Origin of the sequence: Vibrio owensii CAIM 1854 = LMG 25443 (assembly GCF_000817815.1) — a bacterium.
Classification (GTDB): domain Bacteria; phylum Pseudomonadota; class Gammaproteobacteria; order Enterobacterales; family Vibrionaceae; genus Vibrio; species Vibrio owensii.
This window is the reverse complement of record NZ_JPRD01000008.1, coordinates 44368-69007: the sequence shown is the minus strand read 5'-3', so window position 1 is coordinate 69007 and position 24640 is coordinate 44368. Positions and strand designations below refer to the sequence as shown.

General features: G+C 46.0%; 21 protein-coding genes. 10 read left to right on the top strand and 11 right to left on the bottom strand.

Features of this window, described 5'->3' with window-relative positions:
* Nucleotides 1–15 precede the first annotated feature (15 nt).
* A complete protein-coding gene (locus tag H735_RS03945) occupies nucleotides 16–600 on the top strand; it encodes an FMN-dependent NADH-azoreductase (protein WP_020195922.1) in 585 nt (194 codons plus the stop codon).
* A 55-nt stretch (nucleotides 601–655) separates the two neighbouring features.
* Here H735_RS03945 and H735_RS03940 read toward each other — a convergent pair whose 3' ends face one another.
* The 6 genes from H735_RS03940 to H735_RS03915 all read right to left on the bottom strand — a co-directional run bounded on the left by H735_RS03940 (nucleotide 656) and on the right by H735_RS03915 (nucleotide 7647).
* On the bottom strand, nucleotides 656–1153 hold the full coding sequence (locus H735_RS03940) for a 4Fe-4S binding protein (protein ID WP_020195923.1): 498 nt from the start codon (nucleotides 1151–1153) through the stop codon (nucleotides 656–658).
* Complete coding sequence (locus tag H735_RS03935; protein WP_020195924.1) at nucleotides 1140–1751, bottom strand: TorD/DmsD family molecular chaperone; 612 nt, start codon at nucleotides 1749–1751, stop codon at nucleotides 1140–1142. Before H735_RS03935 ends, H735_RS03940 begins: the two co-directional genes overlap by 14 nt.
* A gap of 130 nt (nucleotides 1752–1881) precedes the next feature.
* Entirely contained in the window at nucleotides 1882–2733 is an 852-nt protein-coding gene (locus H735_RS03930; RefSeq protein WP_020195925.1) for a dimethyl sulfoxide reductase anchor subunit family protein, read from the bottom strand.
* Nucleotides 2733–3362: a DMSO/selenate family reductase complex B subunit gene (locus H735_RS03925; protein WP_005433785.1), complete on the bottom strand. Its 630-nt coding sequence runs from the start codon at nucleotides 3360–3362 to the stop codon at nucleotides 2733–2735. Before H735_RS03925 ends, H735_RS03930 begins: the two co-directional genes overlap by 1 nt.
* Nucleotides 3362–5809, bottom strand: coding sequence for a DmsA/YnfE/YnfF family dimethyl sulfoxide reductase (locus H735_RS03920; protein ID WP_005442705.1), 2448 nt, complete (start codon nucleotides 5807–5809; stop codon nucleotides 3362–3364). Before H735_RS03920 ends, H735_RS03925 begins: the two co-directional genes overlap by 1 nt.
* Before the next feature lie 524 nt (nucleotides 5810–6333).
* A complete protein-coding gene (locus tag H735_RS03915; RefSeq protein ID WP_020195926.1) occupies nucleotides 6334–7647 on the bottom strand; it encodes a MipA/OmpV family protein in 1314 nt (437 codons plus the stop codon).
* Between the two features lie 256 nt (nucleotides 7648–7903).
* Between H735_RS03915 and H735_RS03910 the strand changes: the two genes are divergently transcribed.
* The 4 genes from H735_RS03910 to H735_RS03895 all read left to right on the top strand — a co-directional run bounded on the left by H735_RS03910 (nucleotide 7904) and on the right by H735_RS03895 (nucleotide 13016).
* On the top strand, nucleotides 7904–9940 hold the full coding sequence (locus H735_RS03910) for a M4 family metallopeptidase (RefSeq protein ID WP_020195927.1): 2037 nt from the start codon (nucleotides 7904–7906) through the stop codon (nucleotides 9938–9940).
* A gap of 178 nt (nucleotides 9941–10118) precedes the next feature.
* The gene (locus H735_RS03905) at nucleotides 10119–10469 is read left to right on the top strand and encodes a VC1380 family protein (RefSeq protein ID WP_005442702.1); all 351 of its coding nucleotides are present in this window, start codon (nucleotides 10119–10121) and stop codon (nucleotides 10467–10469) included.
* A 22-nt stretch (nucleotides 10470–10491) separates the two neighbouring features.
* Complete coding sequence (locus tag H735_RS03900) at nucleotides 10492–12432, top strand: alkaline phosphatase D family protein (protein WP_020195928.1); 1941 nt, start codon at nucleotides 10492–10494, stop codon at nucleotides 12430–12432.
* A gap of 143 nt (nucleotides 12433–12575) precedes the next feature.
* Nucleotides 12576–13016: a tellurite resistance TerB family protein gene (locus tag H735_RS03895; protein WP_005451837.1), complete on the top strand. Its 441-nt coding sequence runs from the start codon at nucleotides 12576–12578 to the stop codon at nucleotides 13014–13016.
* Nucleotides 13017–13238: 222 nt separating this feature from the next.
* On the opposite strand, the gene H735_RS03890 is transcribed toward H735_RS03895, so the two are convergent.
* Together H735_RS03890 and H735_RS03885 are read right to left on the bottom strand one after the other, a co-directional pair.
* Nucleotides 13239–13769, bottom strand: a complete 531-nt coding sequence (locus H735_RS03890) for a 3'-5' exonuclease (protein ID WP_005442698.1) — start codon at nucleotides 13767–13769, stop codon at nucleotides 13239–13241.
* Between the two features lie 82 nt (nucleotides 13770–13851).
* Complete coding sequence (locus H735_RS03885; protein WP_027726672.1) at nucleotides 13852–15393, bottom strand: sensor domain-containing diguanylate cyclase; 1542 nt, start codon at nucleotides 15391–15393, stop codon at nucleotides 13852–13854.
* A gap of 286 nt (nucleotides 15394–15679) precedes the next feature.
* Between H735_RS03885 and H735_RS03880 the strand changes: the two genes are divergently transcribed.
* Genes H735_RS03880 through H735_RS03870 form a run of 3 tightly spaced genes read left to right on the top strand, consistent with a single transcriptional unit; the run spans nucleotide 15680 to nucleotide 21142 of the window.
* Nucleotides 15680–16312 carry a DUF2760 domain-containing protein gene (locus tag H735_RS03880; protein ID WP_005442696.1) on the top strand — a complete coding sequence of 211 codons (633 nt, stop codon included), beginning with the start codon at nucleotides 15680–15682 and terminating at the stop codon, nucleotides 16310–16312.
* Nucleotides 16312–18276, top strand: a complete 1965-nt coding sequence (locus H735_RS03875; RefSeq protein WP_020195930.1) for an Hsp70 family protein — start codon at nucleotides 16312–16314, stop codon at nucleotides 18274–18276. The genes H735_RS03880 and H735_RS03875 overlap by 1 nt, the downstream gene beginning before the upstream one ends.
* A gap of 55 nt (nucleotides 18277–18331) precedes the next feature.
* Entirely contained in the window at nucleotides 18332–21142 is a 2811-nt protein-coding gene (locus H735_RS03870) for an Hsp70 family protein (RefSeq protein WP_020195931.1), read from the top strand.
* A gap of 85 nt (nucleotides 21143–21227) precedes the next feature.
* Here the strand turns inward: H735_RS03870 and H735_RS03865 are convergent, their stop codons facing one another.
* A complete protein-coding gene (locus H735_RS03865; protein ID WP_005377692.1) occupies nucleotides 21228–21422 on the bottom strand; it encodes a hypothetical protein in 195 nt (64 codons plus the stop codon).
* Between the two features lie 86 nt (nucleotides 21423–21508).
* Between H735_RS03865 and H735_RS03860 the strand changes: the two genes are divergently transcribed.
* Entirely contained in the window at nucleotides 21509–22195 is a 687-nt protein-coding gene (locus H735_RS03860; protein ID WP_005377694.1) for a DNA-3-methyladenine glycosylase I, read from the top strand.
* An 83-nt stretch (nucleotides 22196–22278) separates the two neighbouring features.
* Here H735_RS03860 and H735_RS03855 read toward each other — a convergent pair whose 3' ends face one another.
* Nucleotides 22279–23256, bottom strand: coding sequence for a Gfo/Idh/MocA family protein (locus H735_RS03855; protein WP_020195932.1), 978 nt, complete (start codon nucleotides 23254–23256; stop codon nucleotides 22279–22281).
* A gap of 11 nt (nucleotides 23257–23267) precedes the next feature.
* The gene (locus tag H735_RS03850; RefSeq protein ID WP_020195933.1) at nucleotides 23268–23555 is read right to left on the bottom strand and encodes a putative quinol monooxygenase; all 288 of its coding nucleotides are present in this window, start codon (nucleotides 23553–23555) and stop codon (nucleotides 23268–23270) included.
* Between the two features lie 103 nt (nucleotides 23556–23658).
* Between H735_RS03850 and H735_RS03845 the strand changes: the two genes are divergently transcribed.
* The gene (locus H735_RS03845; RefSeq protein WP_020195934.1) at nucleotides 23659–24549 is read left to right on the top strand and encodes a LysR family transcriptional regulator; all 891 of its coding nucleotides are present in this window, start codon (nucleotides 23659–23661) and stop codon (nucleotides 24547–24549) included.
* The last annotated feature ends 91 nt before the right edge of the window (nucleotides 24550–24640 follow it).

Genomic DNA, 24640 nt, shown 5'->3' with positions numbered 1-24640 from the left:
TTAAAGGAAATCCATATGTCTCGTGTACTAGCTCTTAAATCAAGCATCCTTGGCGATTACTCTCAATCAAACAAACTGGTTGAAGACTTCATCAAAAATGTAGACCAAGATAAGCTAACTGTTCGTGACTTAGCTGCAAATCCACTGCCAGTTTTAGACTTTTCCGTTGCGACAGCACTACGTGCAACAGAGGATCTTTCACAAGAGCAACAAGCGGTGGTTGACCTGTCTGATACCTTAATTGAAGAAATCAAAGCAGCGGATACTTTGGTTATCGCAGCACCAATGTACAACTTTACGATTCCAACTCAGCTTAAAAACTGGATTGATTTGATTGCTCGTGCAGGCGTGACATTCAAATACACAGAAAATGGCGTTCAAGGTCTGATTGAAGGTAAGAAAGCAATCGTAGTCACCACTCGTGGCGGTCTTCATAAAGACTCACCAACTGACAGCATGACTCCATACTTACGCACAGTATTGGGCTTTGTTGGTATCACGGATGTGGAGTTTGTTTACGCAGAAGCGCTAAACATGGGTGATGACGCAGCAGCGAAAGGCATTTCAGCTGCGCAAAGCCAATTGGCAACCTTGGCGTAAGATTAAATAGAATTGAGTATAAACAAAAAGGGATTGGTTCGCGCCAATCCCTTTTTTATCGTTTTAAGTCAAAGCTGATCATGCTGTTGTAGCAGCTTTGCGCGCATTGTCCGCAACCTTTGCATTTTGCAGCGTCAATATTAGGTTTGATATCATCTTGCCATTGCAAAGCATCATATGGGCAACTGTCCTCACAACTACCACAATAACCGTATAAGTTTTCGCAGCTGTTCGAGATAGTTGCTATCAAGCCTGTAAACTCTGTTTGGTTTGAAAGTGCCAATGTAGGACACGCCGACTTACACGCGCCGCATAAATCACATGCCGAGTAACTGATGTCTAACGCGGCAACGCCATCGACCATTTCTATGATTTGGCTCGGACATGCAGAAGCGCACTTTCCGCATCCATCACACAACCGAGTGAACATAGACTCTTCCACCGCATACGGCGGTCTCGCTTTAACACGAGGCTCTTGAGCTTGTTCCACTGGCGCGCGACGGAACGAAAACAGACGTCGCTTGCTTAGATCAACCGATTCAGACTGGCGCATCCGAGTAATCTCTTTTTGCTGGTATAACGACTTGGTATTGATCGCTCAAGGACTGAAGTAATTCTTCAGTAAGGTTCGACAGTTTTGAGTAAGGCGTCAGTGTCACGGCTTTTTTGAAGCGTTTGTTGAAAAAGCCAAACCACGTCATCAAGTGTTCGCGTAGCATTTCAGCCGCCAGTTTTTGCTGTTCAGTTTCAATCAACATGCCTAACACCATCAGCATCAAGCCGATCTGGTCTTCTGGCTCACGTTGGTCAGATTCCAAAGCAAAACCACAACGCTGCAAGAAGTAACGATATTCAATGGTTGATTCACCAAACAACACCGCTTCTTTATCCAGATAAGCCGAACCCCAAGGTGGCGCTGGCATCTCACCAATACCGGCAAACATGCGATCGTGCTCCATTTGCAGAGCCTCTTCGCTCTCGTTTTGAAAGCTGCGTAGCATGTCATTGAGCGCTTCGATTGGCGTATCAGTATTGCTCAGCAACGTATCGAGATTTGCCGCCGAGTAATCTTTTGGCTGGTAGTAAAACAGTGCACCAAACAGCTTAAGAACGATGCTGGTATCTTGTGGTTCAAGTTGAGAAATTTGCATGAAGTACCTTTGATGACTGTTGTCTTTATTCTTCGATTAAGTGAAACGGAAAAGAGGTGGGACGAACACTCGCCCCACTCTGCTAATTGTTATCAGTACAAATAATGTTTATCAGCACAAATAACGGCTATCAGTACAGACCAGATGTAAAGTGCATGCCGTAGAACACGTTGCGACCCAGAATCTCTGCGACGAACAAAGCAACGAATGCCGCGATAACCAGCAAGTTCTTCTGACGACCTTCTGCGGTAAACAACTCAGCGAATACCCAAAGAGCAGCAGCAACCACAAGCAACAACACATGACCAGCAACATAGCCAGATAGCATTGTGATTTGATCCAAGCCACTGTGAATCGCCGTTGAGATACCTGCGAAGTAAATCGTCTGCATTACTGAGAACGCTAGGTTCAGCGCAATCAGGCTTACACCAGCCCACATTAGGCGACGATTGGTTTTCTCAGCCGTCACGTCCAATACGTTGATCAGCGTGTAACCAAACATCAGACCTGAAGTCACGACCGTGAACCAAAACGCAACCGTTGTCATTGGTGAGTACCATGCTGGTACCGTTTCGATTTGGTAAACATTTGCCATCGCGAACATGAAAATCACGCCAACGGCGATAGACAACCAGTTCACGATTTTACGAACGCCTTCGCTACCGATTTTTAGAATCGTCAGCAACCAGTACAAACCCGCTAGAGACAGAAAGCTTGCACCCGTTAAGATCTCGTTAGATAGCGCCGCACTACCCACACGGTTTAATGCGTTGAAGGCACGAAGTGGGCTACCCAAGTGAGTGGTTGAGAACAAGAAACCCAATCCCATTACAACCAAAATTGCGAAACGTGCGATGTTCATACGAGGTTCTGTCACGCGTGGTGGCTTGCCGAATTTCTCGAACGCATTAACCGTTAGGTGTGCGCCAACCGCTGTTTGAGCAAGAACCGTAAAGGCAACTAATGGTGCTTCGTATAACATTATTTCACCTCTCTTGGATTCTGTAGGAAACCAGTGCGGTCATTGGTTGGACGACCATTTGGATTTAGCTTCACGATCAAGTTCGGGCTCGTAATGCGAGAATCTGGCAGTGGTGCCACATCCGCGTTTGAACCGTATTTCGCGCGTAGCTCATCAATTGGACCAAACTCAATCGCACGCAATGGACAGCTATCAACACACACTGGCATTAAGCCTTCTGCGACACGTTCGTAACAGCCATCACACTTAGTCATGTGACCTTTTTCTTCGCTGTATTGAGGTGCGCCGTAAGGACACGCCATGTGACAAGATTTACAGCCGATACACACGCTTTCATCAACAACAACAAAGCCATCTTCTTCACGCTTGTGCATTGCACCTGATGGACAAACCTTGGTACACGCAGGGTTAGTACAGTGGTTACAAGAGATCGATAGGTAGTACGCGAACACGTTTTGACGGAACGCGCCGTTTTCTTCTGTCCAGTTGCCGCCTACGTATTCGTAAACACGACGGAAGTTGCGGTCGATACCCAGATCTTTGTTGTCTTTACAAGAGAGCTGACATGTTTTGCAGCCAGTACATTTGCTTGAATCAATGTAAAAGCCATACTGCTTCGCTGTGCTCATTATTTAGCCCCCATTTTCTTAATTAGCGTCACTTCAACGAGGTTGGTATGGCTCGGGTTTGATTTTGCCAACGGGCTTGGACGTTGTGTCGTCAGCACGTTAATTGAACCCGCTTGGTCAACACCTTTACCATTTGGTGAGTACCATGCGCCCTCACCTAAGCCAACGATGTGTGGCATGATGCGTGGGGTTACTTTTACGCGAACGTTCATTTCACCGAACTTGCTGCGCACGCTAACCAAGTCACCGTTATCGATGTTGCGTGACGCTGCATCAATCGGGTTGATCCAAAGTTCCTGTGGTGCCGCTGCTTTTAGGATGTCGACGTTGCCGTACGTAGAGTGCGCACGAGCTTTGTAGTGGAAACCCGTTAACTGAAGTGGGTACTCTTTACGATCAGGAGAGTCCCAGCCATTAAACGTCGAAACGTATTCTGGTAATGGCTTGATAGATTCATCTTCGTCCAGTTCCCACTCTTCGTTGATCTTCGCTAACGTCTCTGAGTAGATTTCAATCTTGCCCGATGGCGATGGTAATGGGTTCGCTTCTGGGTCACGACGGAAGTCTTCGTACGCCACGTGTGGACGGTCGAATTGCTTCTTATAGATGCCCTGCTTTCTCATCTCATCGTAAGACGGCAAGTTTGGATCGTTATTTTGTTTAACGGTCTGAGCGTACATCCATTGCAGCCACTCTTCTTGAGTGCGACCTTCAGTAAACTCATCAAACACGCCCATGCGTTTTGCCACACCAGACATAATGTCGTAGATAGGTTTGCATTCGAAACGAGGTTTAATCGCTTGGCTCGCAAAGATGAAGTAAGGCATTGATGCAGCCGCACCATCCATACAGAAATCCGATTGCTCTGACGTTGTACAGTCTGGCAATACGATATCGGCATACTTCGCAGAAGACGTCATGTGGTTATCGATCACCACAATCATTTCACACGCTTTTTCATCTTGAAGAATTTCGTGTGTGCGGTTGATGTCTGAGTGTTGGTTAATCAGACAGTTACCTGCGTAGTTCCAGATGAACTTGATGTTGTTTTGTAGCTTCTGAACGCCTTTAATGCCGTCGGTCAAATCTGTCATTTCCGTACCGCGGTAAATCGCGTCTGTCCAAAGGAACATTGGGATAGAAGCGCTGATCGGGTTTGGCACTTTCGGGAAGCGTTGGAATGGGTATGAGTGGTTACCCTCACGAGCACCAGTACCACCACCTTGCAAGCCAACTTGACCACGTAGCAATGACAACATCATTACCGCTTTACACGCTTGCTCACCATTCGCTGAGCGTTGTAGACCCCAACCTTGGGTAATGTAAATGCGTTTAGCATCGCCAACTTCACGTGCAAGTTTCAAAATCACATCCGCTGGAATGCCCGTGATAGGCTGTGCCCACTCTGGGGTTTTCTCGATGCCATCTGGGCCAGTACCCATGATGTAATCTTTGTAGCTGCCGTTTTCTGGCGCTGATGCAGGAAGCGTTTTACGGTCATAACCCACACAGTAGCGATCAAGGAAGTCTTGATCGACTTTGTCTTCCGTAATCAATACATGGGCGATGGCTGCAATTAAAGCTGCATCTGTACCGTGCTTGATAGGAATCCATTGGTCTTCACGGCCTGCAGCGGTGTCAGTGTAACGAGGGTCGATACAAATCGTGCGAGTGTGACTGATGTTTTTCGCATCCACATAGTTGTGAACCTGACCACCACCGGACATACGGGTTTCTGCTGGGTTGTTACCAAACATCAGACATAGGTCTGCGTTTTGAACATCATCAATCGAGTTGTTATCAACGAATGAACCGTAGAAGTACTCTGACATACATTCGATGTTTGCTGCAGAGTAGTCACCGTAGTGATTTAGGTAACCACCACAAAGGTTCATCATACGTGCAACCAATGTCGCGCTCGGATCCCAACTCTTAGTTACTGTACCACCAAGCGTACCTGTACCGTAGTTTAGGTACACCGCATCGTTACCGTGGTCTTTAATGATGCGTTTTAGGTTATCACCAATGAGGTCAAAGGCTTCATCCCAAGTGATACGTTTGAACTTACCTTCACCACGCTTACCAACGCGAAGAAGTGGGTATTTCAAACGGTCTGGTGAGTAAACACGGCGACGCATAGAGCGACCACGCAAACAAGCGCGAACTTGGTGATTGTGGTTGTACACATCATCACCCGTGTTATCGGTTTCTACCCATTTGATTTCACCGTCGACCACGTGCATACGAAGTGGACAACGAGAACCACAGTTTACGGTACATGCCGACCAGACAATTTTTTCGTTTGGTTTTGCTGGTGTTTCTTTGGCAACCGCTTTAGTTGCAAACGGGAGAGAAAGCGCGTTTCCTGCTAACGCCAAAGCGCCAAGTGCAGAGCCGCCCTTTAAAGCATCACGCCGAGTAATATTAAACTTACCATTTTGACTCATGGTTTTTTCCTAAATTACGTTTTTGAATTTGGTCGTGGCGCTTAATTAATGGCTTTAAGTGGGGAAAGAACACTCGTTAGAAATAAAAGACATAGAGATTGTATTTTCAAAATAGGCATTCATTGAAAATATCTAATTTCGCTTTAATTAATACACAAGGCAAATCAAAGCAACATTTCTACAAAACCATCAATTAAGCTAGATAGCACAAGCCTTGAGCAACTAAGGCATGGCCACCCGCCACTATTAATATCCTTGTAGATTTAAGGGGTGATAATCTTGACCACAGTCAATTATTAAAAAATACAAAATGCAATCTTATATTTCATTCCAACGTTTTATATGAATGAAATATTAATAGGTCAGAGAGGTGTCAATTCAATTAAATATTAGAATAGTTTTTAAATTGAATGGATAACAATTACAAATACAGAAGAATAGAAATAAGAATAATTACCAATTAACAGGAAATAAATAAGCCTCATGTCAAGATGAGGCTTATTTATATTTGTTTTCAGCTGAGCTTAAAAATCGTACTGGAAGTAGATCGTATTGTAGTTACTGCCGCCTTTGATACGACCAAACTGTGATGCGTTCTCGAAGATCGCACTGCGGTGATGCAGTGAGTAACCGACCCACATGTTCTCCCAATCTTTTTGGTTGAACAGGTCACCGACGTTTACATCCAATGAGAAATCGAGATAGTTGAGCAGGTTGCTTGGTGTATAACCCTTCTCTTCCATCTCTGTCCCTTCGATATAGGTAATGTTATCGATGTAAGACATACCTTCTGCAACACCAAAACGCCATTTCGTAGGCCAATTAAAGGTGTAATACGCTTTAATCGCCATCACATATTCAGTGCTAGAAGATTGCACGTCTGACGACCAATGGTGAACAAGACCTGGGGTTAGATAGATATCTAGAGGTAAGCCAAATAGCTCGTCAGTCAGCGGATGCCCGTAGAAGAAAGACGTCAGTTGGTTATTGTATTCATCTTTCTCAGCATTGAACTTAAAGATGTCACCCATGTTCGAAGGTGTTGCCCAGCCATGTGCAATTCGAAGATACGGGCGATTACGCAAATCAGACTTACGCTCTTTGCCTTTATCGTTGAAGAAGCCAAAGCCGACGAACACTTCACCTTGGTAACGGTCTTCTACGATTTGGCTGTTATACGCCTCACTATCCAGACGCGTGATGCTGGTTTCACCCAATAGATACAGGTTAGAAATTACGTGGTAACGTGCTTTGATACCCAAGTTCGCATCAATACCCGCACCAATTTTCTCACCTGTTGAATCTTTAAATGAGTAGTACGAACTGTTGAAGTCGGCATCTTTATAACGAATGGTAAAAGAGGGTTCTAACTCCCAATCGCCCAATTCATAGTTCGCAGCGATGCGGTAGTTAGAGTGAAATTGAAATTCGTCATCCGTCATGACTTCAAATTCAGCGCGCCAGTTTTCATCGAAGTTATAACGAATTTGGCCACCGAAATCGACACGATCCCCTTCAAACGCATTTTGAATGGATTTAGGAATATCAACAAAGCGTAATCGCATGATGGCGCTGGTACGCCAGTTAGAATCGCTCTCATCAAATAAGAACACACCGCCTTCGATACCGTCGATGTACAAGTGTTCGTTTTCAAAGAACATCATTGGCACAAACGTGCTCACCGTTGAGTCATCATTGGCTGTATAAAACGGGATCGATGCCGTTCGGTACATTGCCGCAATGCCCCACTCTTGCTCCGCGTGCTTTGTTTCAGCCAACGCCGAACCGCTCAGCAATAAACCAGAACATACTAACGATGCTCCTACTAGGTGTTTCATAGCTCTCCTATGTCACTGTAATTTGAGAAGGTCTCGATTGAAAAAGAGTATATCTGACTTTGGTCTAAGATCGGGTAAAAATTCCTACAAGACTCCGTCTACCTTCATATCACAGTACAAACCTTGAACAATTTATAAATTTATTTTGAATTAACGTCAAATATTCAATTAATTGCACTTAAACATATCGCTTAATTATCTTTACTCTGCACTCGCATTCCTTATGCAAATAAATACACATAATAAAAGGTAAACTATGCGAAACGTCACTTTATTAACGCTTGCGCCCTTCGCTTTTGCTTCACATGCAGCACAAATTCTGGACCATTCACAAACGGATCTATCTACGGCACTCAATAACACACAACGAGCGTCTTATTCCGCGGCGAACACTAAGCTGAGTTATCGAGACATCAATCGAGTCGAAATCGGTAATCAAATTTTGATTCGCAAACAGCAACTCCATTACGGCATACCGGTTTACGGACACTCCGTTGTAGCCGATCTCTCTACTCGAGGATTTGCTCAACCTGTCGATGGTGATGTTGTTGTCGGCATTGAGAGCGATATTGATTCAACCCTACCTATGATCAGTGGCAAGCAAGCCATTGAGATCGCAACGGGCAACCGTCAAGGTGTCGCCGCAAGCACATCTCCAAGTAATGAAAACTCGCCAAGTGATGACGCTCAGGCAGAGCTAATGGTCTGGTTAGATGAGCAACAAACCGCGCGGTTGATTTACAAAGTCGATGCAATCCAGATTAAGAATTTCCGCCCTTCCCGCCCTATCACTTTGGTGGACGCAAAATCAGGCGAGATCGTCGACCAATGGGATGGGATCGCGTTTTTGGAAGCCGAAGGACCGGGAGGCAACCGCAAAAGCGGCCGTTATTACTTTGGTCCCAACACCAAGTTTGGTGGATTCCAAGTTAATCAATACTGCCAAATGGACAGTGAAAACGTCATAACCCTCAACATGAACAACCAACAATGGGGTGGCCAAGTTCATCGTTTTGACTGTAACGTGAATAACTATCGAGAAGTAAATGGCGCCTACGCTCCAATGAATGATGCGCACTATTTTGGTCAACGCGTGTTTGATATGTACCAAGATTGGATTGGTGCGCGTCCTATTCGTCAAAAGCTAACCATGCGAGTTCACTACGGTTCGAACTACGGGAATGCTTTTTGGGATGGTCGCCAAATGACCTTTGGTGACGGCAATAACTCAATGTACCCACTGGCAACGTGGGACGTTATTGCTCATGAGGTTAGCCATGGCTTTACCGAGCAAAACTCTGGGTTGGAATATCGTGGTATGTCGGGCGGAATGAATGAGTCCTTTTCCGATGTCGCCGCTGCAGCACTTAGCCAATATGTGCATGGCAGCTTTAATTGGAAGATGGGCGAACACGTTATGAAATACTCGCCAGCTATGCGTTACTTCATCAACCCAAGCCATGACGGTTCCTCGATCGACCATATCAACCAATACTACAATGGCATCGATGTGCACCACAGCTCAGGCATTTTCAACAAAGCCTTCTACCATTTGGCAATGAGCCCAAGTTGGGACATCAAGAAAGCATTTGTTGCTTATGCGACGGCCAACCAACTTTACTGGCAACCTAACTCGAACTTCCAACAAGGTGCGGAAGGCGTTTGTAAAGCAGCACAAAAACTTGGATATGATGGCTCTGCAGTAACCTCAGCGTTCGCAGAAGTTGGGGTGCAAATAATGAACTGCGGCGATTCACAACCAACGCCAACACCGAATCCTGATCCAGAGCAAGGGACGACAGAGTTGGAAATCAATATGCCAACACCTGTTGAAATCACACCGAATGGCGAACAACAGTTTGTCTTGCGTCAGTCTCCGGCTGATGAGGTATGGGTGCAAACTTACAATGGCTATGGCAATGTCGACATGTATGTTGCAATCGACCGTCCAGCAACACTTTCTGACTACGACTGCGTTTCGACTAACCAAGGTAACCACGAGTATTGCGGTTTCAGTGGTATTAAAGGAGCAGATATCTACGTACTCGCGGCGAACACGCAAGGTTCATCGGACGTTTATGTGGCAGTGAGCGCAGAGTTAGAAGCGCCACAACCAGAGCCAGTTCCACAAGATCAGTGTGCAGACCTAGAAGAGTGGTCTCCTTACTATTACTACCCTGCGGGCACGGCGGTGAAATACTGGGGCAATCACTTTGTCGCCTCACAAGACAACTGGGGGGCGAATCCATTCGATAACTATTGGCTATGGACTTTTGAAGGCAGCTGCCAATAAACCCAGCCTCCCCCTTTAACAAAGAGCTCGGAAACGAGCTCTTTTTCATTGGTTGATTACTCTGCACGCAATCAAACACGAAACGGTCAAAATTCTCTCTTCTCTCAGCAATGAGATTTAGATTTTTGCCAGATTCGCCGATACAATAGAAAACCAATGACCAAAGCCGCAGTTTATCGTGAAAGCATCCGAACTCATCTCCATAATCAACAACTTGCCGGAAGGTAGCGACCCCGATATCGTGATGGGTGAAGAATGGCTACCAGAACGCTTGGAAAGCACCACTCTTGATGGTGACATGCTGTTTATGCATTTCGATAACGCACCAGAAGATGGCCAAGGCGAAGAAGAAGGTCGCGGTTTTGTTGATCATGAAATCGACCTGATCCGTACTCGTCTACAGCAAATTCTCGATGAAGACAGCGACAGTGCATCTAAAGCCGATGCTATGTTAGGTTTATTTCTGATGGGACATGAACTTAGTAGTTCGCAAGTTATCGAAATACTCGAAGAAGATTCAGAACACTGATTCAAAATATTAAGGAACCGCTTTGCCAACATCGCTCAACACCAACGAACTTTCCTCTCTTCCTCTGATTGTTGCCGGTCCGATTTTAAGAAAAGTCACCGCAACGGAAGTGAACATTTGGTTGGTGACGACGCAACCTCTTGAAGGCTTGATTGAAATCAACGATGTAACCACTGGGGCGCAATATTACTCTCAACCAGTATCGGCAGAGCATCTATTACAAGTTGGTAAACGCGCTTGGGTTTGCATGCTCACGCTGCAAGGTGAGTTTCCTACCCATCAAGCATTGCGCTATCAAATCCATACCCAATCCGGTTTGTTAACCGAGTTGATGCCCCACCTAGTCTACGGTGAAGACACAGATTCAGCGCAAGGTGTGGAGTTCCTAATCATTAAAAAAGCCGATTATGTCCTGCATGGCTCATGTCGTAACCCACATCATTTTAGTAAAGACACACTAGTTCAAGCTGACGCAAAAGTTGCTAGCCAGCCGATAGAAGACCGCCCTGATATGCTCATCATGAGCGGTGACCAAATCTATGCCGATCATGTAGCCGGTCCAATGCTGGATGCGATTGAGCAATTGGTCGAGTTACTAGGCTTGCCTGATGAAGAGTTCGCGCAAGCACCGATCAAAAACACGCAAGAACTGTATCAAAGCCCAGATTGCTTTTATGGTCGAGATAACATTCTGCCCCACTACGTGGACGATGGCAGCTTACTTAGCAAGTTCTTCCCTCATCGTGGCACCCCTATTTTCAGTTCACGTGAATGCGAAAACCACCTCATCAGTTTTGCCGAGCTGTTTGCGATGTACCTACTCGTTTGGTCTCCAGTACCTTGGACGTTAGTCAATCGTGAACGTTTATTGGAAAGAGAATTTATAACGGGCGGAAAAGCGTTAGAGCCGAAATGGCAACAACATTGGCGTGATGAGAAAGTCCATATTGATGCGTTTGTCGAAGGCTTGGATAAAGTCCAGCATTTACTCGCTCACGTTCCTACTTATATGATCTTTGATGACCATGACGTGACCGACGATTGGAACCTAACGGTTGGCTGGGAAAAAGCAGCCAATGAGAACCTCTTCTCACATCGCATCATCGGTAACAGCCTGATCGCTTACTGGCTATGCCAAGGTTGGGGAAACGCGCCAGAAAAATTCAACGCCCCGTTTATGGAGCATGCGCGCCGTTACTTTGAAGAGCTGACTTCAGAATCTCAAGACGAGTTCATAAAGTACCTCTATCGTTTTGAAGATTGGCACTACACGATTCACACCTCACCAAAAGTGGTGGTACTGGATACACGTACTCGTCGTTGGCGTTCAGAATCACGCATGAATAAACCGTCGGGCTTGATGGATTGGGAAGCCTTGATTGAATTCCAACAAGAGTTGATGCATCAAGACAAAGTGATCATCGTTTCTGCTGCACCCATGTTTGGTGTGAAGTTTATTGAGACGCTGCAACGTATCATGACCAGTTTTGGTCAGCCGTTGTTGATTGACGCGGAAAACTGGATGGCGCATCCGGGCAGTGCGAATACCTTGATCAGTATTTTCACTCACACCAAAACCCCAACTAACTTCGTGATTCTCTCTGGTGATGTACACTACTCTTTCGCCTATGACATCAAATTGCGTTTTCGCCGTAATAGTCCAAACATCTATCAGATTACGTGTAGTGGGATTAAGAACCAGTTTCCAGCGCAACTTCTGAGCGCATGTGATGCAATGGATCGTCTGCTGTATAGCCCTCGCTCGCCATTGAACTTGTTTACCAAACGTAAGCGTTTGAAGATTTTTAAACGCGCACCAAGCAACCACAATTTTTATCGACTCGTGAACCAAAGTGCGATTGGCGAGCTGAGATTGGATAAAGACGGAAAGCCAAATAATATCAGTATCTTAACGAGTGAAGGCGATTCAATCGATTTCCCGCCGACAAAGGTTGAGGAATAAATCCGCTTTTTGGCGGTCAAATACTGTATTGAGCAAAAATGTCATCTCAATCGTATGAGATCTTGATCAAATTTCATCAAGACCTTGAGATTTGCTCAATCCATTACCATTTTAAATAAATAGATAACAGCTTGGTGCTCAACATGTTTAATTCGCTTACTTCATTATTTAAACAACTTATAGAAGGCTCGGACCTTAGCCAATCCAACACGCTGTCACCCAATATGGCGATAGCCTGCTTGCTTTGTGAAGTGGCTGGTGCGGACCATCAAATCGATGAAAGAGAGCAAGCAACCAAACGCTCTTTGATCATGAAATTGCTTTCCCTAACGGAAGAAGAGACCGACACACTACTGAATCAGGCTCAGAACCGATCGAGTGAATCGACTTCCCTTTATGACTTTACGTCTCAACTGCGTGAACTTTCACAAGAAACCCGCTATGAACTGATTAAGAGTATGTGGGAAGTGGCGTACGCTGACGGTGAAATTGACCCATTGGAAGATGCCGTAATTCGCAAAACAGCAGAGCTACTCTACGTCGACCACAGCGACTTTATCCGAGCAAAACTACAGTCTCAGTAAAGCGCTACCTCAATAAAATACAGCCTCAACAAAAATAAGAACCAATAAAAAACGCGCTACATGAGCGCGTTTTTTATATCTCTAGTCTGGATTTGCCCGAATCAAACATCGTCATCTCCGCAAGAGTCTAGCCAACATTGTTGTTATTTATTAATAACTAATTTAGAGCTGGCTTATGACGAGCAGACTGAAATCCAATGAAAGATTTATGAAAACAGAAGCTTATAGCATGGTCAGTGCAAGTTTCGCCAAGTTGTATGCATCCACATAACCGGAATGCTGACGACCTTCCCACTCGATACCTTTGGCTTCTTGCGCTGCTCTGTGTCCAATACGTTTTTCTTTAAGACGGTTTTGAATGCGGTACAAGGTTGCTAGGTTAATGAACTCGGTGAATGGTGCATCAATACCTTTTTGTTGGCACTCTTCAAGCAAGATAAGGTCATCACGTCCCCATGATGCGTAAATCTTATTGCGTCCGCCAAAGTTCTTCAGCATCGATTTGAGAACTTCTTCTAGTGGTCGACCTTGCTTTTCAATCTTACGCGGTGTGATACCCGTTAACTCGGCGCAGAACAGAGAAACTTCATCGTGTTCTGGTTTCACGTAGTATTGCGCGCGCTTTACGATTTCACCTTTAGACAAATCTATTTCAGCCAAACCAACTTCAATGATCTCGCCCGTGCGACCCACGCCGTTTTCATTCCAGCAGCACATTTCTAAATCGAAGCAGACGATACGGTTATGGTTCATAGTTTGTCTTGATTCCTAACGTAAATTTGAAAGCGTGAGATTCTACCGTAACCAATCTCAAAACTCGAATTTGCTCGCTGAATTAATCGCCGATCGATACAGAGTTTCGACCATTTTCCTTACTTTGGTAGAGCTGCACGTCCATTTTGTGGAACAAACTCTCAGGATCTTCATCTTTGTGCACCGCAGCACCGATGCTCAGCGAACAAATGATTGGCGTACTTTCGTACTCAAACGGAGAGCTCGCCACTATCCCACGCAGCTTATCTAAGTAGACGGCCAACTCTTCTTTGTCCGTCACTCGCGATAAAATGCAGAACTCATCACCACCGGCACGGTAAAAGCGGTCACCATCAAGTAGATTTGCGTTCACCAACTTGGTTACGTGCAATAACGCTTCATCACCGGCCAAGTGCCCATATTTGTCGTTAATAAGCTTAAAACGGTCAATATCGAAGCCCACTAAAGAAAACTTAACGTCACTATTAATGTAGTGCAGTAAGTTATCGTTAAATACGCGTCGGTTCAGTAATTGGGTCAATGGATCTAACTCTGCCATGCGCTTTAGCTCCACCGTTTTATTGTCGAGCATCACCGCAAGGCGTTCCTTCTCACGCGACTGTAGATTAACGATATAGCTAATCAAGAAGGCGATAACCAAACCCGCGATGCCTGTACCATACAGTACTGAACGCTCCCACGCAGATACGGATTCCGAAAGTTTAAATTCGATGACCCAATCTCGGTTTGGCAAATGAATAGTACGGCTGATGATCTTACCGTTTAAAGCGTTCCAGTTTTCACTCTTAAACAACAGAGGATCGTCGTAAGCATCAAACCCCTTATCTTCAACCTTGACGGACATATCCAATTCCGTTGCCGTCTTTGTGATCAGTTGATCGAAGTAAGCCGTGCTGCGCACTACCCCAACAACGACACCAAGCAATTCTTGTTTGTCGAAGCTGAATACTGGGTGATAAACCAATAAACCGGTTTTCTCTAATGACTGGTCGTAGCCATCTTGTAATAGACGAACTTTGTCTGAAATGTTGGCTCTGTCATGAGTAATGATGTCATCTAGGATCAACTCAAAACGCAGACGTGAGGAATAAAAGCCGAGCAAAGACAGGTTGGTTGCGGTTCTTGGATAAATATCAGTTGCCACGTAAGCAGGTGCATCGTCTTTAAGGATGTATCCGAATGTCTTCTCGCCATCCTTGGGTACGGTAAAGATCTGAAAGTCTGGGAAAGTTTGACGTGTCTTAGCGAGGTAACTTTCTAACTCACTCGGCTCAACACGTTGCATCCATTGTAAAGCAATCAAACTCTCTGAGCTGCCCACTACTTGCTTCGCATAGTAAGGAAATTGCGTCCAGTAAGACTTATCAACGGAATGAAAAAAGTTCGCACCTGCACCGATGAACTCAAGATCGTTTTCTACGGCAAGTTTAAGAGACTCCGCTTGGCGGTCAGCCAAGGTATCAAAGATGGTCATGGTGTAACGCTGTTGAATTTTATAGGCAACACCAACCATGCCAGCGGTAACGATAATGACCGTAATAAAGGCTACAATAGAAGCAGAATATCGTTTGAAAATGCTCTGTTGAGCCGTGCTATATGTCATTTCGTGTTCCACGTTTTTTGCGTGCAATGCTTCGATAATGATGGAAATACTGCGCCACATGTGGGTAAACATCAAGCAACAACGTTTGCCGCTCCGTCTAATCGTTGATTTTTCATGCTAATCATGCGGTATATTCACGAATTATTACAGTCTTAAGCCTTGAATATGCTACCATCCACCATCATTTTAATGTCTAAACTTGGTGCAGGTCGCAAAGACGATCCTTTTAGTAAACACATGAGCCAATACTGAGCACCAATAAATCAATAGAAAGAGAAAAAACGTCATGAACATTGATTTGAACCTAATTCCTCAAACGTTCGATATGCTGCATGCTGGTTTGGCAGCTTCGAGTGTTTTGCTTCTTCTGATCGCGGTATCGCGCAAATCAAAAGTGGTCGAGAAAGTGGTAGAAAAACCGGTCGAGAAAATCGTCGAGGTTGAGAAGCCAGTTGAGAAGATCGTTGAAGTAGAAAAAGTAGTGGAAGTAGAGAAAGTCGTAGAGCGTGTTGTAGAAGTTGAATCAAAACTTGCAACTGCATCAACGGACTCTGCAATGCAGCTGCTTTCTATCATGCAACAAGAAGCTCGCCTAATTGACTTCTTAAAAGAAGACCTAACGTCATTCTCTGATGAAGAAGTAGGCGCGGCCGCTCGCGTAATCCACACTGGCGGTCAGAAAGTACTTAACGACTACGTGACGCTAGCGCACGTTCGTAACGAAGACGAAGAAACTCGCATTACGGTTGAAGAAGGCTTCAACCCACAAGAAATCCGCCTAACTGGCAACGTAACAGGCAGTGCGCCATTCAACGGCACGCTAGTTCACAAAGGTTGGAAAGCAACATCAATGACGTTGCCTAAACTGGCTGAGAACTACGATGCATCTGTGATCGCTCCAGCTGAGGTTGAGCTGTAATGGAACACATGAACCAAGAAAACCATTCTCAAGAAGCGTCTGTTGAAACTCAACAGACGCCTAAATTCAGTGTCGGTATCGACTTAGGTACAACACACTGTGTCATGTCTTTTGTTGATACTCACGACGAAGACGCTCGCGTTGAAGTGATGCCTATCCCGCAGCTTACTGCGCCGGGTACGGTAGAAACTCGTAGCCAATTAGGCTCTTTCCTATACCAGCCGCACGAGCACGAAATGAACCCGCAATCACGCGTTCTTCCGTGGTCGAGCGAGCCAAAAGCTCTGGTTGGTGCAATTGCACGTAACCTAGGTTCGAAAACGCCAATTCGTCTTGTTGCAAGTGCGAAATCTTGGCTTTGCCACGCTGGTGTAAACCGTCGTGATGCTTTCCTGCCAGCAGGTAGCCCAGAAGAAGTGGAAAAAGTATCCCCTCTTCGTGCGACAGAGCTTTACCTAGAGCACCTAAAAGACGCTTGGAATCACGCGAACCCAAATCACAACCTTGCCGATCAAGACGTGACTATTACGGTTCCTGCTTCTTTTGATCCTGCTGCTCGCGATCTAACAGCAGAAGCAGCACGCAACGTTGGTTTTGTACACCTAACGCTTCTAGAAGAGCCACAAGCTGCGCTTTACAACTGGATCGACAACAGTAACGACAAATGGCGCGACGAAGTTGAAGTTGGCGACATCGTACTTGTGGTCGATATCGGTGGTGGTACAACCGACCTTTCTTTGGTTGAAGTAACTGAAGACGACGGCAACCTAACTCTGAACCGCATCGCGGTAGGTGAACACATCCTACTTGGCGGTGACAACATGGACCTTGCACTTGCGTACCGCTTGAAGATGAAGCTAGCGCAAGAAGGCAAAGAGCTACAGCCATGGCAAGTTCAGGCAATGACACACGCATGTCGTGACGCGAAAGAAGCGCTATTGAACGACAGCGAACTTCAATCAGTGCCAATTGTAGTACCAAGCCGTGGTTCTAAACTGCTTGGCGCAACGCTGAAAACAGAACTGACTCAAGAAGAAGTACAACAAACACTGGTTGACGGCTTCTTCCCTCAAGTTGCGATTACGGACCACCCTGTTCAACGTAACCGTGGTGCACTAACGCAAATGGGTCTGCCTTACGCACAAGATGCAGGCATCACTCGTCACATTGCTGCATTCTTGTCTAAGCAAGCTAATGCCCTTTCTGCTTCAGGAAATGGCGCAGAAGCAGCAGCTCAAGACTTCAACCCATTCGCTAACATGCCTGGTATGCCAGGTGCGGATGCAGCCCAATCAGCTGACTTCATCAAGCCAACCGCAATCCTATTCAACGGTGGTGTTCTGAAATCGAAACTTCTAGCAACTCGTCTAGAAGACACGATCAACGAATGGCTAATTGAAGCAGATGCAGAAATGGCGAAACGCCTAACAGGTGTGGATCTAGACCTTGCGGTTGCTAGCGGTGCGGCTTACTACGGCTCTGTACGTCGTGGTCAAGGCGTTCGTATCCGTGGTGGTATTGCTTCGGCGTACTACGTAGGTATCGAAAGTGCGATGCCAGCGATTCCGGGCATGGCGCCTCCAATGGAAGCACTGTGTGTTGCACCATTTGGTATGGAAGAAGGTTCAAGCGTTGACGTACCAAGCCAAGAGTTTGGTTTGATCATCGGTCAGCCGGTTAACTTCCAATTCTTCGGCTCAACGGTTCGTCGTGATGACCTAGCAGGTACTCACCTAGACTACTGGGCACCAGAAGAGCTTGAAGAGCTTCCAGAAATCCAAGTAACGCTGCCTGTATCTGAAGGTCGTCGTGAAGGTGAAGTGGTTCCGGTAACCCTAGCCTCTCGCGTCACAGAGCTTGGTACGCTTTACTTAGAAGCCATTGCCGCTGATAACGGTCAAAAATGGCATGTTGAGTTCGATGTGCGCGAAGACGCGAAAAGCAACTCAAACGAAGAAGAATAAATAGAAATCAAACGGCATCCAATCGGGTGCCGTTTTTAAATACACGAAGGTTTGTATGGCATCTCCTCGTTTTCTTGTTGGTATTGACCTTGGCACCACAAACACTGTGGTGGCGTACTGTGAAATCACCGACAACCTTGAACAATCCGAAGTATCCCTATTCGACATCGACCAATTGATTGGTCCGGGTGAAGTGGTTCGTAAACCATTACTGCCCTCTTTTCGCTATCACCCAGCGGTTGGTCAAATCTCCCCTTCTGACCTAACACTTCCTTGGGAAAACGAACCTGTCTCTGGCGACATTAGTAATGTGATCGTGGGTGAATGGGCTCGTGAATTAGGCGCTAAGGTGGAAGGACGTCAGGTATCCAGTGCTAAAAGCTGGCTATCGCACCAAGCCGTGGATCGTAGCTCAGACATTCTTCCTTGGGCTGGTGCACAAGATGTAGATAAAGTATCCCCCGTCATTGCCAGCGCAAGCTACCTCAACCACATTCGTCAAGCATGGAATTACCGTCACCCTAGCAATAAGCTAGAAGACCAAGATGTGGTTGTGACCGTTCCAGCGTCGTTCGATGAAACCGCTCGTAAGCTCACGCTTGAAGCCGCTGAGTTGGCAGGTTTAAAGAAAATCGTTCTGCTCGAAGAGCCACAAGCCGTATGTTACGACTGGTACGCACGCCACCAGCAAACCGCAGCTGATGAGCTCAAAGAGTTACCGCTGATTCTGGTGTGTGATGTGGGCGGTGGTACTACCGACTTGAGCTTGATTGAAGCCAGTTTCTCTTCTCAAGATGAACTAGCCCTTGACCGTATTGGTGTCGGCGAGCACTTGATGCTAGGCGGTGACAACCTCGATTTAGCATTAGCACACCTTGCGGAAAGCCGCTTCAACCAAAGTAAGAAGCTCACTGCAGCAAGCCTGACTAAGCTAATTCAGCAAACGCGTAAAGCGAAAGAAAACCTGCTTTCAGCGAGTGCACCTGAAGAAGTGAAGATCACCATGCTGGGCAGCGGCTCGAAACTTCTTGGCGGAACAAAGAGTATTGGGCTGAGCAAACAAGAAGTGCACCAAATCGCTTTGGATGGCTTCTTCCCGCTTTCTGATTTCAGTGAAGTACCAGACAAACGTCGCAGCGCGGTTGTCGAGTTTGGTCTTCCATACGTTGCTGACCCAGCAGTGAGCAAGCACGTTGCCGAGTTCTTAACTCAACACCAACAAGTTGCTCGTGCCGCTCTTGGCATTGAAGACGACAAACAAAATGCCATTCCAGTCGGTTTGCTACTCAACGGTGGTGTGTTCAATAGTGAACTTGTGACTGAGCGTGTCACTACCCTACTGTCCGATTGGCGCGGCGCTCCGGTTACGGTATTAGATAACCCACATCCAGATTGGTCTGTTGCATTAGGTGCTGTTGCGTTTGGTAAAGCACGTCGTGGTGCACAGCTAAAAATTGGTGGTGGTGCAGCGCGTTCTTACTTCTTGCACCTTCAAGAGAAGAACAAGATGGGCAAAGCGCTCTGTTTGCTTGCAAAAGGTACAGAAGAAGGTCACGAGATCCGCTTAAGTGGTCGTCGTTTCTCGCTTACTCTAGGTGAACCAGTTCGCTTTAACCTGCTGACTTCTACCCACGACACCTTAACCAATAACACCGCTATTCAAAACGGCGTCATGGTTGACGTTGACCCCGACTTGTTTGCCCCTCTGCCGCCTTATATCACCACACTTGAAGGTGAAGGCGCCGAACTGAAAGCCAACCAAAAAGAGCGCGTAGAAGTACAGCTGGCGTGTCAGTTGACTGAAGTCGGCACACTTAAGATGGAATGTGTCAGCGCAGAAGATGACAGCAAACGTTGGGAGCTGGAATTCGAAGTTCGTAACAAGCAAACCGATGACAGCGAGCAAGTTAAGCTTCACCCTAAACTGAACGAATGTAAGGAGCTGATCGCTCGCCTTTACAGCGGTAACAAGAAAAGCGCAGAAAGCAAAGAGATCAAAACCTTAGCCAAAGATCTTGAGAAGAAACTGGGCAAACGTGACGAGTGGGATTTCACGACCCTACGTCAACTGTTTGATACCTTTGCACAAGGTCGTAAGCGTCGCCGCCGCTCTGAACAGCACGAGAAAAACTGGCTTCGTTTAGCAGGTTTTGCACTGCGTCCGGGCTTTGGCGATCCAACCGACTCATGGCGCATTGAGCAAGTTTGGGGTCTCTACCAGCAAAACATTCAGTTTAAGAACCATCAAGGTTGGACTGACTGGTGGGTATTCTGGCGTCGTATCGCAGGTGGTTTAAGCCAAGAGCAACAAGAGACTATCTTGGCGGACATCGCGAAATACCTACACCCTGGCGCGATGAAAAACCCACAATCCGCTAAAGCGGCACAAGATATGGGTTACGAGTCTATGGTGCGCTTGTCTGCTTCTCTGGAGCATTTAGAAGTCGAAGACAAGGTTCTATTGGCTACGTGGTTCTTGAGCAAAGCCATCAACCATAACCAGTTCGAACAAGCGCACTGGTGGGCTATGGGTCGCTTGGCATCGCGTACGCCTTTGTATGGCAGCCAGCATAACGTCATTCCTCGTGAACAAGCGGAACAATGGTTACCTAAGCTGTTGGAACAGAACTGGCAGAAAGAGCCAATGATCGCTTTCGCAGCCGTAATGATTTGTCGTAAGACAGGCGACCGCCTATTTGATATCTCAGACGACTACCGTGAGCAAGTTCTCACCAAGCTGAAGCAAAGCAAGGTGCCTGAATCTTGGGTATCACTGGTTGAAGAAGTCAAAGAGCTTTCTGAGAGCGAATCGAAGCGTATCTTTGGTGACGCACTACCAAGCGGTCTGACGCTGGTAAATAACTAGGCTCTCACGCTTATAAACGCAACAAAGCCCTTCTCGTGAAGGGCTTTGTTTTGTCTGATTCTACTAGCTGACCAAAGACGACTCGTTAGTTCATTTCCGTATTGATCACCACATCACGCGTTTCATTATCCATATCACTGATGCCGACCACTGAGATTTCACGGTCAGATAAATTCTCAATCATGCTGTCTTCCAACCCACCGTCCGTCATCCACGCATAGAATTTTTCCGCAATACGATCCGAACCTTCTCCGACAAACGTTAATGTGACCTTCTTCATTTGTGACACTCCATCAATTTACGATTCAGCCACTTAAGCGTAGTATGTTTCGCAAATATCGACATAAACTAGGACTAACTTCTTTTATGAGTATCGAAAAATTTGACGCGATTTATCAGCGCGCTGCCGAGCGTAAAGGTGGTGAAGATCAACTTGAAGCGCTTTTGTCTCATCCACTAAGCAAAGAAGAATTGGCAGCGATTCCCGACGACCGTTGGCTGGCCGCTTTTTCGATGAAGGTATTCCAAAGTGGGATTTCGTGGAGCGTTGTTCGCAACAAGTGGCCGAACTTCGAAGAAGTGTTCTTTGGGTTTAAGATTGAGCCGCTGTTGATGCTGTCAGACGAGCAATGGGAAACCAAAGCAACAGATAAACGCATTATTCGCCACCTCACTAAAGTCATGTCGATTCCTGCCAACGCTCGTATGATCCACGAAGCAAAAATCGAATACGGCTCGTTTGGCAAAATGGTTGCCGATTGGCCGCAAGAGAAAATCACCGACTTGTGGGCATATTTGAAGAAACGCGGTAATCGCCTAGGTGGAAATACAGGCCCTTACACACTGCGTCAAATGGGCGTTGATACCTTCATCTTGTCTAGCGACGTTGAAGCTTACCTGCGTAATTGCAAGATCATTGAAGGTGGCAAAGATACGAAAAAATCGCTCGATGCCACCAACAAAGCGTTTGTTCAATGGCAACAAGAAAGTGGTAGAAGTCTGTCTGAGATCAGCCAAATCATTGCGTTCAGCACCGGCGATAATCGCATTTAACAGAGACTGAACCCAAAACAAAACGGCGCACCAAATATTGGATTTAGTGCGCCGTTTTTATGTTCATTGGTTCAAGTACAGACTTACTTTGAAGCCAGTGATTCCCACTCAGTCAGCAGCTGCATAATACGGTGAGAGTCTTCCCATGTTGCACAAGGGTTCTCTAATGAGATACGCCCTGCTTCAACCGCTTGGCGAATATTGCGCACTTGATAGAAGAAAGCGTCCCCAGCTGCCGGAACAGACACTTCACGCTTCGACGTCTCGTAAATTTCCACACTAAACTGGTTTTCTTGCGTTGGTAGCCATGGGTTCGAATCTAACGTAATACACCCTTTACTACCCAGAATGGTGAACTGGTGTTTCAATCCATGATCTTCGGCAGTGTGTACGCTCGCCGTTTGCTGCTCACCGAATTGCATCATCAAACTCGATTCACAGATATTCCCATCGTTACCTTGTCGACCAATCGCTGTCATTGAACGGTTCTCAAAGGTTTGTTCACCCAACATGGTTTTCACCACCAAATGCACCAATGACATTGGGTAACAACCTAAATTATACAAAGCACCTTTACTGTCTGGATTAACAAACTGCGCAATCGACGCAATATAAGACGTATGGATGGAGCGAAGTTCACCAACCTCTCCCGATTTAAGCACCGAAACCAACTCGCTGATCAACGGGTGATGCAAGTACATCAAACCTTCAGCAAAGAATACCTTGTGCGTTTCGACTGCTTTTAGTGCCAACTCGGTTTTTTCCATATCTACCGAGAGTGACTTTTCACACAGGATCGCTTTCCCCTGCTCTGCCGCTTTAACGATAAAGTCATGATGAAGGTGATTTGGCAATGCGATGTAAATAATGTCGACTTGCTCATCGGCAATCAACGCATCGTAATCGGTGAACGTATTCTCGATGCCATACTGCTCAGCGAATGCCTTTAAGTTCTGCTCCGAACGCCCAGCAACCGCGTACAATTCACTCTTGTCATCGCCTTGGATTGCCTCAGCCATGACACCTGAGATAAAGCTTGTGCCTAAAATGCCCCATTTCATGTTCGCCTCTCCTATTGAGCTTGGGTTTCGAATGCTTGAACTAACTCTGCCATTTCAGCCGCAATAAACGCTTGTGTATGCGGCATAGCAAAATGCGCTTCAATCGCGGCGCGGTTTTCATATCGCTCCCAAAGAATCACACGTTGTGGATCTTTAGAATCGTAGGTCGAATTCGCTTGCAAGCACCCCGCTTCGCTTTGCATATCAAGGCAAAATTGTTCAATGGCTTCAACCACTTGTTGTCTTGGCTTATCGGCATTCATTTTCAGTTCGGCGGTAACAAAAATCATCTCGCTCATGATGGATCTCTTTCTCCATTCTTAATCATACGTCCACTGTAATTAACCTCATTTGATTGATAAACTCTGCTTTAGTTATTTCTTTATCAACTCTAGGTGTGCAATGGATAAGTTAACAAGCATGAAAGTTTTCGCTTACGTGGTCGAACATGGCAGCTTTCGTAATGCTGCACACCACTTTGATATTTCACCGACCATGGTTGGCAAGCACGTGAGCTTTCTTGAGCAAAGCTTAGGTACACAGCTGATTCATCGCACCACGCGTAAACAGTCCTTAACCGAAGCTGGCAGACTCTACTATCAAGAATGCCACCGCATTATTGAAGACATCACCAACGCAGAGAACCTAATCCAGACGCTGATTAACCGTCCAACCGGAACAGTGAAAGTTAACTGCCCTGTCACGTATGGCAAAAAGGTCATTGCTCCTATCGTGGCTGACTTCTTAGCTGAATTTCCCGATTTGAACGTTGAGCTGATGTTGGACAACAATTTGATTGACCCATATCGAAGCGAAGCTGACGTGATTATTCGAATCGGTGAATTGGTCGATTCGTCGTTAGTCGCGAGAAAATTGGGTGAATACCACATGACTTACTGCGCCTCACCCTCTTACCTTGAGCAACATGCCCCTATCCAATCGCTTGATGACCTTGAACATCATCATTGTTTGGGGTTTCAGTATCACCAAGGAGAAAGCCAACAAGTGGTGAACATGCCATCTAATACCTTTGGAAACAGCAACACCCGATTAACGTCTAATAATGGCGATGTACTTAAGTTTGCCGCGTTAAAAGGCTCTGGTGTTCTTCTGCAACCAAAGATCTTAGTTGAACAGGAAATCCAATCTGGTGCCTTGGTAGAAATTCTCCAGCAACATGCTCCCAAGCCAAAACCGATCCACCTGCTTTACCGTTCAAAACAGCTTTCCCTTAAAAACCGCACCTTGGTTGATTTTGTTCTTTCGCATGTGAATCCTAACGCCACACCATAAAGCGGCGACAATTTAACCACTCAATCAACTTTTGTTGTCGATACAACAAATATTATTTCTTGCTAATTATCTTTATTTTTCATGTCGTTAG

Coding starts and splice junctions, on each gene's coding strand:
- H735_RS03945 (WP_020195922.1), top strand. CDS start 16: ATGTCTCGTGTACTAGCTCTTAAATCAAGCATCCTTGGCGATTACTCT.
- H735_RS03940 (WP_020195923.1), bottom strand. CDS start 1,153: ATGCGCCAGTCTGAATCGGTTGATCTAAGCAAGCGACGTCTGTTTTCG.
- H735_RS03935 (WP_020195924.1), bottom strand. CDS start 1,751: ATGCAAATTTCTCAACTTGAACCACAAGATACCAGCATCGTTCTTAAG.
- H735_RS03930 (WP_020195925.1), bottom strand. CDS start 2,733: ATGTTATACGAAGCACCATTAGTTGCCTTTACGGTTCTTGCTCAAACA.
- H735_RS03925 (WP_005433785.1), bottom strand. CDS start 3,362: ATGAGCACAGCGAAGCAGTATGGCTTTTACATTGATTCAAGCAAATGT.
- H735_RS03920 (WP_005442705.1), bottom strand. CDS start 5,809: ATGAGTCAAAATGGTAAGTTTAATATTACTCGGCGTGATGCTTTAAAG.
- H735_RS03915 (WP_020195926.1), bottom strand. CDS start 7,647: ATGAAACACCTAGTAGGAGCATCGTTAGTATGTTCTGGTTTATTGCTG.
- H735_RS03910 (WP_020195927.1), top strand. CDS start 7,904: ATGCGAAACGTCACTTTATTAACGCTTGCGCCCTTCGCTTTTGCTTCA.
- H735_RS03895 (WP_005451837.1), top strand. CDS start 12,576: ATGTTTAATTCGCTTACTTCATTATTTAAACAACTTATAGAAGGCTCG.
- H735_RS03890 (WP_005442698.1), bottom strand. CDS start 13,769: ATGAACCATAACCGTATCGTCTGCTTCGATTTAGAAATGTGCTGCTGG.
- H735_RS03885 (WP_027726672.1), bottom strand. CDS start 15,393: ATGACATATAGCACGGCTCAACAGAGCATTTTCAAACGATATTCTGCT.
- H735_RS03880 (WP_005442696.1), top strand. CDS start 15,680: ATGAACATTGATTTGAACCTAATTCCTCAAACGTTCGATATGCTGCAT.
- H735_RS03875 (WP_020195930.1), top strand. CDS start 16,312: ATGGAACACATGAACCAAGAAAACCATTCTCAAGAAGCGTCTGTTGAA.
- H735_RS03870 (WP_020195931.1), top strand. CDS start 18,332: ATGGCATCTCCTCGTTTTCTTGTTGGTATTGACCTTGGCACCACAAAC.
- H735_RS03865 (WP_005377692.1), bottom strand. CDS start 21,422: ATGAAGAAGGTCACATTAACGTTTGTCGGAGAAGGTTCGGATCGTATT.
- H735_RS03860 (WP_005377694.1), top strand. CDS start 21,509: ATGAGTATCGAAAAATTTGACGCGATTTATCAGCGCGCTGCCGAGCGT.
- H735_RS03855 (WP_020195932.1), bottom strand. CDS start 23,256: ATGAAATGGGGCATTTTAGGCACAAGCTTTATCTCAGGTGTCATGGCT.
- H735_RS03850 (WP_020195933.1), bottom strand. CDS start 23,555: ATGAGCGAGATGATTTTTGTTACCGCCGAACTGAAAATGAATGCCGAT.
- H735_RS03845 (WP_020195934.1), top strand. CDS start 23,659: ATGGATAAGTTAACAAGCATGAAAGTTTTCGCTTACGTGGTCGAACAT.